This is a genomic window from Candidatus Nitrosopumilus sp. bin_32a, assembly GCF_054095935.1.
In genome coordinates this window covers 124,734-138,538 of sequence record NZ_JBSWSN010000002.1, presented here as the reverse complement: position 1 = coordinate 138,538, position 13,805 = coordinate 124,734, and the positions used below count along the sequence as shown (strand labels likewise).

Here is a 13,805-nt window from a genome sequence, read left to right as displayed (position 1 = left end):
GATCATACTTCTACGCTAAATTGATATACAGAAAGAATTGAATTTTATCAAAGTCCACAATTTTAAGGTGAAATGAAATGAAATGGAAAACACTACAACACAACGGAATCTTGTTTCCTCCCGCATATGAGGCCCAAGGAATTAAAATAAAGATCAAAGGAGAGACGGTAAATCTTGATTTGAATCAAGAAGAAATGGTGTATCAGTGGGCCAAAAAGAAAGACACACCATATGCTCAGGACAAAGTTTTTCAGAAAAATTTTACAGCAGATTTTGCTAAAACTCTAGATTCTAAATTTAAAAAAATATCATATGAGGATATTGATTTTTCAAATGCTTACAAAATAGTTGACAAGGAAAAAGACCTCAAAGAAATGATGAGTAAAGAAGACAAGAAAGCCCTTGCCGTAAAAAGAAAGGAGTTACGAGAAAAATTAAAGGAAAAATATGGAATCGCCATCATGGACGGAGAAAAAGTAGAAGTTGGAAATTACATGGCAGAGCCACCAGGCATATTCATTGGGAGAGGTGAACATCCACTTAGAGGCAAATGGAAGCCGCCAGTTACTCCAAAGGACGTTACACTAAATCTTGGAAAAGAAGCCAAAGTTCCTGAAGGGAAATGGGGGAAAATAATTCATGATAAAGATTCAATGTGGCTAGCAAGTTGGATGGATTTTCTAACACAAAAAAGAAAATATGTTTGGCTTGCAGATAGTGCAGGACTAAAACAGGATAGAGACAAAGAAAAATATGAAAAAGCAGTAAAGCTTGCAAAAGAAATTGAGAAGATAAAAGACAGGATTGTCAAAGACATGAAAAGTAAGAACCCTAACGAGAGTAGAATTGCTACTGCTTGTTATTTGATTTATAGAACTGCTATGAGAGTAGGGGACGAAAAAGATCCAGATGAAGCAGATACCGTAGGTGCTACAACTTTAAGAAAAGAGCACATCAAAATTACTTCAAATTCAATAGAATTTGATTTTCTAGGTAAAGACAGTGTCAGATGGCAAGAGACAGTTGTTGCAGAAGGTCACGATGAACAATTTCATGAGAATCTCAAAAAATTGATAGAAAAGAAAAAGCCAAAAGATGAGATTTTTGATAACATTACTTCAAGGCATGTTAATCAGTATTATTCCAGTATTGTAAAGGGATTAACTGCAAAAGTGTTCAGAACGTATCTTGCAACAGCAGTAGTGAAAAAATATCTTGTAGAACATGACGATATGAAAGGAAAGAGTGCAACTGAGAAGGTATACCATGCAAAATTGGCAAATCTAGAGGCTGCCATGATGTGTAACCACAAAAGAACCATTCCTAAAACATTTGAAGAATCATTACAAAAGAAACGAGATTCTTTGAAAAAGGTAGAAAAAGAACAGACATGGAAAAAAACTCAAGAAACTCTCAAAAAAGTAGAAGCAAGTGAACCTAAAACAGACGCTCAAAAGAAAAGTAAAGTCAAAAGAATCAAGACATTAAATGAACAAATTAAAAAGCAAAAATCAAAACACAAAGAAAGACTAGAAAAACTAGGATTGCAAATTGATCTATCTGAAAGAACTAAAGATTACAACATTGGAACGTCTTTGAGAAATTACATAGATCCACGTGTTTTCAAAGCATGGACTGATGAAGTCGGTGCAGAATGGGAAAAACTCTACACCTCTGCATTACAAAAGAAATTCCTCTGGGTCAAAAATGAAAATGTCGCCTGGAAGGATTTAAAATAAAATTAGAATCATTTAATTTCCCAAATTTTTGACCATATATCATGCCGGGGTAGCTCAGCCTGGTTAGAGTGCCAGTTCAATTGGTAAACTCTAACGGTTCTCCAACTAAGGCAATACTCATAATCTGGAGGTCGCGAGTTCGAAACTCGCCCCCGGCACACATTATTCTACATCATTAAATTCAAGATCTCAAATTACAGGTTCAAAACTATGCAAAATTAGACCATTTTTGAAAAATTACTAGTTTGAAACCCCATCAGAGTACATAACTATACAAAACTAGGCAGTTTTTTACGGCATCAAACTAAAAGTACGATACCGCAATTGGGTCTAATCTAGATAATACTAGTCATCTTTGTCTTTCTTTTTATCATCTTTGTCTTTTTTACCGTCTTTTCCATCGTGGTCATCTTTTCCGTCTTTATCATCATCATCTTCATCATCATCTTCTCCATATTCTTCATCATCCATCTGATGCTTCATTGCCTTTTGTGCATGCTTCCATGCTTTCTCATAATGATGAATTCCTTTGTCAAATTCACCATCATTTACTTTATCATCACCTTTTGCCATCTCTTCTAGGGCTTTTTTGATTTCTTTATCAGATTTTTTATCTCCTGCAAATGCTTGTGCATCATCTATTGCTTGTTGTGCAAAGTTTCTATCAATGGTTCCAATTATTTTCATAGGATTATATATTGTATTAAGCATGGCATCACACATTTAGTTTGATATCGCAATTGGGTTCAACTCCACAGGGACTCTACCACCTTTTTGGGGAATAAATTTGGACGCAGATAGGTGTAAAGTTAGATTTTTTGATTAAGGAACTGTTACAGTGATTGTATCACCATTACCACAATAAGACCCCATATTTTGAAAATTTATAATTTTAAAAGTATACGTTCCGAAATTTTCAATTTGCCAACCAATTCTAATTTTTCCATTGTAATCAGTTCGTACTGTTTTTGTGGGTGGTCCATTATCAAATGGACCTGTGATGTCAACATCTACAGTCATAGAGTTTACATTGTTTTTGAAATAGGGATTTGAATGCTCAAATGACCAACCAACATTAAAGAAATAATAGGAATCTTCTTTATCGTAACTTCCCCATCTGTCAATTACTTTGATTTCACCATATTTGGCATAGTCATCAGTACATTGAGAATCAGAAGTTACTGATGAATCTATTTTGTCTGTACTATCATTACATGCTGCAACATTAACGGTTCTTGGAGTACTAATTGAGATGTATTCTCCTGAGAAAATATCTGCCTTGGAATCATCTTGTAAAATTGCAGATTTTACATCAAACGAATAAGTTCCTGGTGGAGGATTGTTAATAGTTAACTGGCCTTCTCCAACCCATGTTTGAACTACATGTGTGATAGTTCCTCTGGGGCCGTTTTCAATTAGAGTTACATCTATTGGCCAACCAATATTTCTATTAACTAAATCATCATTACCAATATGTACATTGATTTTGATCTTATCTTTACAATTAGGAGCATATTCTTCTGACTCTATCAACAATCCAATACTTGAAGATCCAGTGTTTTCAAGTTTAGTTAGCTCTTTTTCTGTTAAATCATAATCAAGCCCAGGTAGAGAATCATCATCTATAGAATCTTGAAGTTTAGATGTAATTTTTTTACCCTTATCAATAACAGATGATAATTTTTTTGAATCATCTTTAATTTTATCCAATATTCCAACTAACGATTGATCAGAGTAATTATCTAAAACAACATAACCTTCACTATCATCTACTGCTGAATCACCAACAGATGGATCCCCCACAGATGAATCACCATTTTGAGTTTTTTTAACACAGTCAGGAACAATTACTACAAGAATTAGTGGTGAACTCTTTTCATATCTAAAAGCGGTGTTAGTGCTTGTATCAGCAATTGCAAAACCATCAATTTTGAAACTATGAGTGCCAGGAGGAGGATGACGTACAGAATCACTAATTTCTTCAGAATATGGACTAATTTTCAAGTAAGGATCATAGTTTCTTAAATCCAAATTCTGTACAAATTCACCATTATGCTCCTGTCTCACATCAAGAATGATTGGATATGTGATGATTTTATTTGAGGAATTTTTAAACTCAAAGTGAAGAACAATAAAAGTGGAACCAGGAATACATGGATCACCAACTAATGCGGCACTAGCTTTAGAAATTTCCATAGTTTTATCTGGAGTGAAAGATGAACCTGAATTAGGATAGTCATTTTTATCAAGTATGAAAGTATTTTTCTGTAATTTTATTCCGTTATCAGAATCATCTACTGCAGAATCTATCTGAGTTTTTTTACTATCTGCCTGTTTTTGTGCCTTGTCTGCCTGTTTGTAACCATCCTTAGTACCTTGTAAATTCTGTAATTTTTTTACTTCATCAAAACCCTTAATTGCATTTTTTGAAGAAGAATCAAGATCTTTTTGAGATATTCCTAACTTTTTTGCGTTCTCTTTTAGTGCATCTTCAATGTTTTTGATACCAGCTAAAACTCCGACTAGTTTATTTGCATCATCAGACACCTCTTTTTGAATCCCATCTAATTCAGATGCCATTGTCATTAGTTCTTGAGTTTTGTCTTCAGAATATTCATTCCAAGCAGATTTAGCAAGATCATCCGATAATTTAGATTCTGTATTTTTAACTTCTAAAAGCCATTTTGCAGTCAGTTCATTCCATTTGTTTAGTTCATAGAGATTCTTGATGTTATCATAATTCATTTCAAGTGTTCTTTGAGTTAAAATCTGTCGTTTTTCTTTAAATGAAATTACATTTTCTTTTACCATGTGCTGAATACCAGATTTGAAATCATTATCAGAAATTATTCCATCTGCCCACCATCTTGCATTATTTTTTATCCATTCAGGAATTTCAATATCATCTGAAATTTCTATATCGCCATTAGGATCAAAATCAATATTATCAACATGAATTAATCGTTCCTTTACCATAAAACCTAAACCTGATGCAAAGTCTTTGTCGCTGATTAGTCCTTGTTCCCACCAATCAGCGTTTTGTTTTATCCAATCAGGGATATCTGATGAAGCATAGTTATCATCTAAAGGTAAACCAAGGCCTGCTTGTTTTTGAGGATCATCTAAAATAATTACACGTAATTTGATAGTTGTATCTCCAGAATCACCCTTTGTTTTAAAATCATAGTAATAGTATTTTTTTAATTCATTTGATTCTAAATCATAAATTATTGAATTAGCTCCAAGAAAATCATTTTTTGTAATATGTGCTGCATCATAGATAGATTTTGGTAATGTTAAAACTGTACCAACTGGTCCTTTTACAACTTTATCTATCACTGTTGTCACAGCATTCTCCAGTAGAGTTCCAGATGTCCATTTTGTAAATGGTTCAGTATACCAAACTTTTTTGTATGATTCCCCATCATCAACTTCTTGTACAGACATTGTAACAACTAAATTTTTTACATCGGCCCAACAGGTATCGTGTAACAGAATATTGTGTTTTGGAAATTGATACGAATCTTTAGAATTTGATGTGCCATATGGAATTGTTTTACTTTTAGATAAAGACCATTTACTTAGGTCAATAACACCGTCTACTTTTCCTCCTTGTCCTTTACTCTTATGAGATGGCTCCCACATAGAATAGGCAATTTCAACTTCCCCATAATCATCATATAGAAGTAATCTAGGAGGATCAAAGTAATTTTTGGTCTTACCTTTCCATTCATCAATTGTAATACTCAAAATTTCAGCTTTGACTTTGACTGTTTTACATTCAGCCATATTTCCAACTCTGTGTGCATCTGCTTCTTGGAAATTACCAAATGTTACAACCTGAAAAAGTAAAACGAATATCAAAAATGAGACTAAAATTATTTTCAATGGTTCCTAAAATTTTGAATTTTACTTAAAGTTATTGAAAATATGTAACTCAATAATAACAAATTAGGCATAAAAATTCAATTTTAAAATACAGTATATCGAATGTTTAATTCCTGTAATCGTACAAAAAGTGTACGATAAGATGCACGATAGAGAAAATTTCAGTTCAGATAGCACGTGCTTCTGAATGCCATGCCTGAATTCTTTAAAAATCACCCATCAAGTAATCCAGAATTTTTTTCATATGGTGTTAAAAGAACATTCCAACTCTTTGAAATTTTTGAATATTCATCATTACATTGAATTGATCTTTCTGCAGGTAAAAGTTTCAAATCAATTAGAACTCCATATCCGTTTACGTTACTGCCATATGCAAAACACAGTACATTGTAAAATCTTTGCAAATCAAGCGAATGTTCATCATGAAATGCTAATTGATCCACATTTGTAACTGCCAACCCATGTATTCCAAAAAATCCTGCAGTAGCAGCAATAGCTGAGACACCATCATTTCCTTTTTGTAAAAGTATGATTGTAGCTAGTTGGTCTACTGCATCTTCTTCCATTCCGGTTATTGGCATACCATACACATCAATTAATGCATGCCCCACTTCATGTAAAAAGAAAAACTCCATTGCGCCATCTATGCTACCACGAATAGTGTGTTCATCGTCATAAATTGATGAATATAATTCTGTTAGATATTGATACATCTCATAACAAATGAGAATGGTGTCTAACCTTTTGTCATAAAATGCATTTATTTCATCGCATTGTGTCACATCAATTATGATATTACTTGGCAAATTTAGTTTAGAGTTTAGTTCTTTAGATTTTTTCTCAAAAAATTGAGTTTGTTTTAAATTATTTTGAATTTTCTTAAAGTCAGAATTATTTGTATCAGAATAAACTACTTTGAAATTTCCTTTATCTTGCAATTTTTCTTGACTTTGCATGAGGTTATTTTTAATTAGAAATGAAACTGCGTCTAGAAATTCAGTTTCTGCAATTTTTCCTTCGCCAAACCACAAACTGATATTTTTTACCCACTCAGGAACTAATTTTTAGGCATAAATCCTACTGCTTGCTCAATAGTGTAATCTGGATAATTTTTATCAAACCATGCTTTGTAATTGTCTTCATTATAGTATCTATCTAAATAATATTGAGGATCCACTGCAGGATCTGCAAAATTCGGAACAGGTTTTTGATTGTCTACTTGGGGTATATCTTTAGGAATTTCCTTTACGGGTTCAGGTTCTATGGGAGTCTCTTCTTGCTTTGTAATTTTTTCTCCTCGTTCCCTTAGGATATCTTCTATGGATGGAGTTTTATCTTTGATTTCAAATGAAGTTTTTTCAAAAATTTGTCCATTAAACGAAGCAATTACAATATAAGTTCCCTTTAGATCGTCTCGATTAAAATCAATTACAAATTCAAAATTGCCATTTGGGAAAGGAACTATCTTAGTTCCATCTGAAAAATTATCTGGATCAACTATTGAAATAGTTACCATGTTTGTTCCAGCATAAGATTTTATGTTTCCTGAAATTTTCACAGACACTTGTTCATTGAAAGGGATTTCATAGGTCTTTTTTTCAATGTTTAATGTACCAATTGGACTTTGAGCAAATGAATTATTTGGAAAAAGTATTCCAGCTGAAATGATTCCTACAATTAAAATAAGTAGGATGATGTTCATCATGTCTCCTTAAAATCACCAAATACCGCTAGATTTTCGTTTTGATTTCTTTTTACCTGATGAGCTAGAACCAAACAGACTATCATAGCTAGAGCGTGTAGATTTTTGTTTTTTTGTGGAAGAGTCTGAACCAAACCAAGAAAAAGTATTACTTTTTTTTACTTTTTCATATTTTCCACTAAGCATATTATGTTCTAATTTATTTCCATGTTTATCCTCAGTTCTTGACTCTACGCCATATGGAGTATCAACGTATCTACGCACATGCAGGTTACGAGTTCTTTTTTGTTTTGGAGACAAAGGAGAATTATTTCGTTTGACTTCCCAAGGAGTTTCATGAGTTTTTCCTGTCCAGTCAGTTTTCTTTTCAACAAAATCTTTGCCATGATGTCTTCTTTCAATATTGGAAAACATTTTGTCACGCCTAAATTGTTCTTCACCGTCCTTTCCAGATTGACGAATTTTTCTCATTCTTTCTTTATTAGAGATATTACCAGAGTGTTTTTTGAAAGCATCAAAAAAGCCCATGCTATTTGTTAATGGCAGACGTATTTACGAATTTATGAATTACTTAATATAATGAGGATAAAGGATGGTGGCATGGTTCAGATAAACACTCCAGTAAAGACGTGTAAGAGTTGTGGAGAGATATTTGTAACAGGATATCATGCATCTGTAGGAGTACAGTTTTGGATTACAGTACTTACAGTAGTTGGAGGCATAGTGTATTGGGCAGTAAGAGGCAGAGGAGAAAGATGTCCAAAATGCAAAGGTCGTGTATTTGACATTTCCTATAAAACAATAGAGACATAATTTTAACAAATCATTTTCTAAAAATTAGATTTTCTTTCTAATTACAACAATTCCAGCAATCGGAATTCCAACATACATCATACCATTCAATATAATCAAACTAATTCTATAAAATTCATCTCCAGCACACACGTTAAAGGTCCGATGTGTTTTGTTACAATATTGTGTACCATAACATCTAAGAATACTCTAGAAAATATTGTTTAACTCTAATTTTTAAAAAAAATACAAAAAACTGGAAAAATCAAATTTTCTTTATAAACAAAAGGTTCCGGCATCTAACTAATTTCACAAAACTCGCCCCCGGCACACACAAATTCCTTAAAGCCCACCCCTGCGTGCATTTGATCGTGAAATTAAAGACGATCAAAAAGCGAGGAGTTCATGATTATGAGTCAATTATGAAGGGAATCAATCTCAACTCGACAACATAATTTCAGACCAGATTAGAAAACTGGATGATGTTAACTCCACTCTAACCCTCATTCCCACTGAACACCAAGAAGGACTAACAAATTTGATTCCAGATATAATTCCAGATATAATTCCAGAACAGAAAAAACCATTAGAAGAACAGGATTCAGAACATGAAAAGGAATCTAATGAAGAGTATGAAGAAGAATATGAAGAAGAGTATGAAGAAGAATATGAAGAAGAGTATGAAGAAGAATATGAAGAAGAATATGAAGAAGAATGAATTGATCTGACAAAACTTCTCCAACATTGTAGAATGACATGGTTCAAAGACCAACAACCGTTTTGCGAGTAGTGGTTTTGAATCCGTAAAGGCTTGAGCCGTTTTTAGAGAATTGTCAGTTCCTTGGGAAAGATTTGAACATAAACGACTCGAAAAAATTCAGAAATAACATAAAGTTTGATTCATTCTAATTACATTCTTAATTTTTGACTTGAATTCATTTTTGAGAATCTACCTATGAACATATACAATAAATTTTAAAAAAAATTACAATAATGAAGCAATACATATTGATTGCAATAATTGTAGGAGTTTTTGCTGTAGGCATTATGACTGGTGCTTTTGGAGGTCATTTGGCACATGTGAATCACATGGAGAGAATGATGTCAGGTGGCATGAGCGGAATGTCTGGCATGGGTGGCATGAGCGGAATGTCTGGCATGGGTGGCATGAGCGGAATGTCTGGCATGGGTGGCATGAGCGGAATGTCTGGCATGGGTGGCATGAGCGGAATGTCTGGCATGGGTGGCATGAGCGGAATGTCTGGCATGAGTCGTCATGGTAACTTTTTCGTACCAGGTTCTATTCATCAATTATGTCATCAGGACTCAACAATGTCTCCAGCTTACTGTGAGCCATACTATCATGTAATGAGTTCCATTCCAGGTGTAAGAATAACAAACATCGATCCAATAGACAATACTACACTTGAAGTTACACTAACAGAAATTAGTTCAGCAAAAAATGGTATTCATCAAGATGTAACCCTCTTTGTTGGAAATGATTTCTTGTTTGGAAGTGTAAATGTTCCAGGTGGTTGGAATGGTAAAACCACAGTCAGTGTACCACTTAGCGGTATGGGGATTGTGTATGACTTTGAATCTATGCATGCTCATCTTCTTGCTTCTAGTGATTCCTCAATGAATCAAATGGGACATCAATAAGTTCAAAACTTTTTTTATTTTTCTAATTTCATACATGTGTTTACAATATCTAGACATTCTCATAATTGGTATTCTATGAGATATGGATATAACAAAAAAATTATGTTCAGTTAATGAAACGTAAGAGACAACCAAAAATTCTAGTAGACAAACCTGTAGATTTAAAATCAATTATCAAGCGACCCATCTCGATCCCTCCTAACACCAGCATATTAGATGCAAGGGACATTTTGATTCGACATCAAATTGGAAGACTGGTAATTGAATTTAATAAAAAACCTGTAGGCATCATCACTGAGAAAGATATCGCAAGAAGCATTTCAGTGTTTAGTGTGAAAGCAATTGCAAAAATCCTTGTTATGGATATCATGGCAAAAAATCTGATTCGTGAATAGAAATACCAATAATTACAAAACTTATCAGAATAATATCAAATGATTAAGATACAAACTGAAAACGATCTTGTTTGTATCCTTCTCGTAGTTTGCCCTCTATAGGGATATTATTTCCACAAAAATCACAACAATTATTTTTATCAAGATGCCACTCTCGTATACTAAATCCATAACGATTTACGACTATTTTGTTACATTCAGAACAATATGTATGCTCTAATTTGTGACCGGGAACATTTCCCAAATACACATATTTTAAACCTACATCTTTTGCAACTTGATAATGTTTTTCCAAAGTCTCAACTGGAGTACTAGGGTATTCCATCATTTTGTAATCAGGATGAAATCTCAAAAAATGAATGGGCATTTCAGGTCCAAATTCATCATAAACAAATTTTGAGAGTTTCTTTGCATGTTCTAAATCATCTCCCACTTTGGGAACAATCAAATCAGTAATTTCAACATGAATTTTTGTTTTGTCTCTAATTTCTAAGAGAGTGTCAAAGACGGGTTGCGGATCAGGAACTCCGATAAATTTTCTAGTAAATTCTTTTTCTGCATTTCCTTTAAAGTCGATAGTAATACCATCAAGAAACTCATTCATCATTGAAACTGAATCAGGGGTATCATATCCATTTGAGACAAAAACATTGAATAGACCTTTTTTTCTTGCAGCAATACCACAATCACGTGCAAATTCAATGAAAATAGAGGGTTCGTTGTAAGTATATGCAATTCCATGAGCACCATATTTTAGTGCAGTATTTGCAACATCATCAGGAGTCATATCAATGCCTTCAACAGTTCGGCGTTGACTGATATCAGAATTCTGACAATATCTACAGAGCCAGTTACACCCTGTTGTTGCAATAGAGTATACTTTGCTTCCAGGGTTATAGTGAATTAATGGTTTTTTCTCAATTGGATCAACATGACCTGAAATTACCTTACCATATGCATACAATTGTAATTTGCCATTTTCATTTCCTCGAATCCCACACAAACCGGTTTGACCCTTGCCCAGTTCACAGTAACGTGCACAAGCTGTACACTTTACCTTATCATCAGGGAGGGCCTCATATAGTTCTGCTTCTTTGCCAAGTAGAGTCGTCAATGTTTTTTATGTTGTTTTTACATATTTAACAAGTATGAAGAAATTCAATACATTTTCTGATTCTGATGGAATTGAGTTAGTAAAGATGGCAAGAAGTGCTGTAACCGAAATTCTAAGAAATAATTCAAAGATTAACGACATTACATTTGATTCTAAATTTGATTTTAGTTCAGGAGTATTTGTAACATTGAACAAAAAAGATTCATTGCGAGGATGTATTGGATTTGCCCTTCCCGTAAAGAAGCTGTCAGAAGGACTAATTGATGCTGCAATCTCAGCTGCAACTCAAGATACTAGATTTAGTCCTGTAACTGTGGACGAATTAGATGAAATAGTTTTTGAGATTACAGTTCTCACGCCACCTCTTGAGATAAAAGTGAATCACTACTCAGAATACCTCACAGAGATTAAAATTGGTAGAGATGGATTAATTGTAGAAAACTCTTACGCATCAGGTCTGTTATTACCACAAGTTCCTACAGAATACGGTTGGAATGTAAAAGAATTTCTCGAACACACATGCCAAAAAGCAGGATTGAAAAAAGACGCATGGAAAGACAATACGACCAAAATTTCTAAATTTCAAGGAGTAATATTCAAAGAAGAGAGACCTAAAGGAAATGTAATCAGAGAATCATCTAATGGTTTTTTATAAAATGATAGATAAAATAATTTGATGATAAGAGACCCAGTTGTAGCAGGGCAGTTTTATCCAGACAATGAAGGTGATTTGAGAAATATGATCAATTATTGTATTGAACACAAGTATGGACCAGGCAACAATCTTTCAATATCAAATGAAAAAATATTTGGGGTTATTTGTCCTCATGCAGGCTATGTCTATTCAGGTCCGACTGCATGTCATGCTTACAAGGCAATATCCCTTCAGAATCCAGAACTTGTAATCATAATTGGGCCAAATCATTTTGGCATAGGAAGAGATGCAGCCACTATGATTGATGCGCAGTGGCAGACCCCTTTGGGAAGGGTTCAAGTAGATTCAGAATCTGCAAAACAAGTAGCTGAAATATCAAAATACATTGAAATTGACGAATATTCTCATTCGCAAGATCATAGTTTAGAAGTACAAATTCCAATGCTGCAAGAAATCCTTTCAAATGAATTTAGCATTCTTCCAATCATCTTGCGTGCACAAGATATTGAAACTGCAATAGATGTTGGAAATGCAGTATCTGAAATTGCAAAAAAGAAAAACGCAGTCATTGTTGCCTCGTCTGATTTTACACATTATGAAGAAAATTCTTTTGCACATCAACAAGACAAGGCATTGCTAGAACCAATCTTAGAGATGAATATGGAAAAATTCTATCATGTGTTAAATGAAAGAAGAGTTACGGCATGTGGGTATGGTGCTATGGCATCAGCAATGATTGCATGTAAAAATCTAGGTGCAACAAAAGGTAAATTACTCAGCTATGCGACAAGTGGAGACATATCTGGAAATACAGAATCAGTTGTAGGATATGGTGCAATAAAATTTATTTAATCAGAAATTTAAATTCTAAATCCAGATGAATGTATAGAAGTGATTTTCAAGATTCACATCAAAGATAAACCATTTGTAGAGGTAATCCAAAGATGTTCTGGAAATCTATCAAAGATTCCTTTGGCATGTTTCTGACCTTGTTTTTTACTGCTTGCACATGCATCCATTACTACTATCACGTAATATCCTAAATGAATTGCATCCAACACACTTGAAAGAACAGCAGCAATGAACCCCTAGAACAGTGAAACTTTTTTGCATAATGTAGTACGACATCAAACTAATTTCACAAAACTCGCCCCCGGCACACACCGTCTACAGAACTAAAGATATGATGCCGTATGAGTTATTTTTAGGGTTTGACTAGTTTTTATGAATATCAGTTCCGCAATGAACACAAAAGTAAGAACCGTTAGAAGGCCAATAATGCTCACAGTCTGAATCAGGCATATTTTAGATATAATTTTCAATTCAACTACACTAGAGATCATAATTTTGTACCAAACACGAAAAAAAAATAATGCAAATATAGGAAAAATATTCTAATATCTAAGAATAATATTCTTTGAACCCTTTATCGGTAGGATAAAGTTCAGTTTTCGGACCAAACAGCCCTTGTTTATGAACTACTTTTAGCAATCCATTTTTTTCTAAATCTTCCAAAATAGTATCAAGATCTTTACTATCTAATCCAGTATTTTTTTGAATACTTTCAAAGGATTTTGAACCTCTGTTAAGTGCACCTAAAACAAGATCATTTTTTGATTTAGGTTGTGTAGTTTCCATTGGAGGTTTTTGTGGATATTCACCAAAACGTGATTCAGGTTGATTTGATTGCAGATTGGATGGTGAATTTGGTTGTTGTGGAAAGAAATTTTTTCCTATACCTTTTTTTGCCAAAAGACGCGGAATAATTCTAGCTAATGGGATTGCCAAGAAAATTACGATGTATATCCAAGAAAAATTAGGCTCTGCCATTAATTCTCGTGCATATAGATAGCATAAA

15 protein-coding genes and 1 tRNA gene are annotated in these 13,805 nt (G+C 33.6%); 8 read left to right on the top strand and 8 right to left on the bottom strand.

Annotation, left to right across the window (positions count from 1 at the left end; translation table 11 throughout):
• Positions 1–77 precede the first annotated feature (77 nt).
• Together ACW9XH_RS01865 and ACW9XH_RS01860 are read left to right on the top strand one after the other, a co-directional pair.
• Positions 78–1,739, top strand: a complete 1,662-nt coding sequence (locus ACW9XH_RS01865) for a DNA topoisomerase I (RefSeq protein WP_457758938.1) — start codon at positions 78–80, stop codon at positions 1,737–1,739.
• A 43-nt stretch (positions 1,740–1,782) separates the two neighbouring features.
• Positions 1,783–1,897 (top strand) — tRNA-Met (locus ACW9XH_RS01860).
• A 187-nt stretch (positions 1,898–2,084) separates the two neighbouring features.
• Here the strand turns inward: ACW9XH_RS01860 and ACW9XH_RS01855 are convergent.
• From ACW9XH_RS01855 to ACW9XH_RS01835, 5 genes are all read right to left on the bottom strand, one after another.
• Positions 2,085–2,450 (bottom strand): hypothetical protein, encoded by a 366-nt coding sequence (locus tag ACW9XH_RS01855; protein WP_457758937.1) that lies wholly within the window; start codon positions 2,448–2,450, stop codon positions 2,085–2,087.
• 111 nt (positions 2,451–2,561) lie between these two features.
• A complete protein-coding gene (locus tag ACW9XH_RS01850; protein WP_457758936.1) occupies positions 2,562–5,627 on the bottom strand; it encodes a hypothetical protein in 3,066 nt (1,021 codons plus the stop codon).
• A 212-nt stretch (positions 5,628–5,839) separates the two neighbouring features.
• The gene (locus ACW9XH_RS01845) at positions 5,840–6,658 is read right to left on the bottom strand and encodes a DUF4344 domain-containing metallopeptidase (RefSeq protein ID WP_457758935.1); all 819 of its coding nucleotides are present in this window, start codon (positions 6,656–6,658) and stop codon (positions 5,840–5,842) included.
• A gap of 26 nt (positions 6,659–6,684) precedes the next feature.
• A complete protein-coding gene (locus ACW9XH_RS01840) occupies positions 6,685–7,329 on the bottom strand; it encodes a hypothetical protein (RefSeq protein ID WP_457758934.1) in 645 nt (214 codons plus the stop codon).
• 15 nt (positions 7,330–7,344) lie between these two features.
• Positions 7,345–7,857 (bottom strand): hypothetical protein, encoded by a 513-nt coding sequence (locus tag ACW9XH_RS01835; protein ID WP_457758933.1) that lies wholly within the window; start codon positions 7,855–7,857, stop codon positions 7,345–7,347.
• 72 nt (positions 7,858–7,929) lie between these two features.
• On the opposite strand from ACW9XH_RS01835, the gene ACW9XH_RS01830 reads away from it, so the two are divergent.
• The 4 genes from ACW9XH_RS01830 to ACW9XH_RS01815 all read left to right on the top strand — a co-directional run bounded on the left by ACW9XH_RS01830 (position 7,930) and on the right by ACW9XH_RS01815 (position 10,178).
• Positions 7,930–8,142, top strand: a complete 213-nt coding sequence (locus ACW9XH_RS01830) for a hypothetical protein (RefSeq protein WP_457758932.1) — start codon at positions 7,930–7,932, stop codon at positions 8,140–8,142.
• A 517-nt stretch (positions 8,143–8,659) separates the two neighbouring features.
• Positions 8,660–8,839 (top strand): hypothetical protein, encoded by a 180-nt coding sequence (locus ACW9XH_RS01825; RefSeq protein WP_457758931.1) that lies wholly within the window; start codon positions 8,660–8,662, stop codon positions 8,837–8,839.
• Positions 8,840–9,114: 275 nt separating this feature from the next.
• Entirely contained in the window at positions 9,115–9,783 is a 669-nt protein-coding gene (locus ACW9XH_RS01820) for a hypothetical protein (RefSeq protein ID WP_457758930.1), read from the top strand.
• Positions 9,784–9,896: 113 nt separating this feature from the next.
• Positions 9,897–10,178: a CBS domain-containing protein gene (locus ACW9XH_RS01815; protein WP_457758929.1), complete on the top strand. Its 282-nt coding sequence runs from the start codon at positions 9,897–9,899 to the stop codon at positions 10,176–10,178.
• Positions 10,179–10,221: 43 nt separating this feature from the next.
• On the opposite strand, the gene amrS is transcribed toward ACW9XH_RS01815, so the two are convergent.
• The gene (gene amrS, locus ACW9XH_RS01810) at positions 10,222–11,292 is read right to left on the bottom strand and encodes an AmmeMemoRadiSam system radical SAM enzyme (protein WP_457758928.1); all 1,071 of its coding nucleotides are present in this window, start codon (positions 11,290–11,292) and stop codon (positions 10,222–10,224) included.
• A gap of 34 nt (positions 11,293–11,326) precedes the next feature.
• Between amrS and ACW9XH_RS01805 the strand changes: the two genes are divergently transcribed.
• Both ACW9XH_RS01805 and ACW9XH_RS01800 read left to right on the top strand, forming a co-directional pair.
• Complete coding sequence (locus ACW9XH_RS01805; protein WP_457758927.1) at positions 11,327–11,947, top strand: TIGR00296 family protein; 621 nt, start codon at positions 11,327–11,329, stop codon at positions 11,945–11,947.
• A gap of 21 nt (positions 11,948–11,968) precedes the next feature.
• Positions 11,969–12,799: an MEMO1 family protein gene (locus ACW9XH_RS01800; protein ID WP_457758926.1), complete on the top strand. Its 831-nt coding sequence runs from the start codon at positions 11,969–11,971 to the stop codon at positions 12,797–12,799.
• A gap of 53 nt (positions 12,800–12,852) precedes the next feature.
• Here the strand turns inward: ACW9XH_RS01800 and ACW9XH_RS01795 are convergent, their stop codons facing one another.
• Positions 12,853–13,029 (bottom strand): isochorismatase family protein, encoded by a 177-nt coding sequence (locus ACW9XH_RS01795; RefSeq protein WP_457759092.1) that lies wholly within the window; start codon positions 13,027–13,029, stop codon positions 12,853–12,855.
• A gap of 319 nt (positions 13,030–13,348) precedes the next feature.
• Positions 13,349–13,777 (bottom strand): hypothetical protein, encoded by a 429-nt coding sequence (locus ACW9XH_RS01790; protein ID WP_457758925.1) that lies wholly within the window; start codon positions 13,775–13,777, stop codon positions 13,349–13,351.
• Between the last annotated feature and the right edge of the window lie 28 nt (positions 13,778–13,805).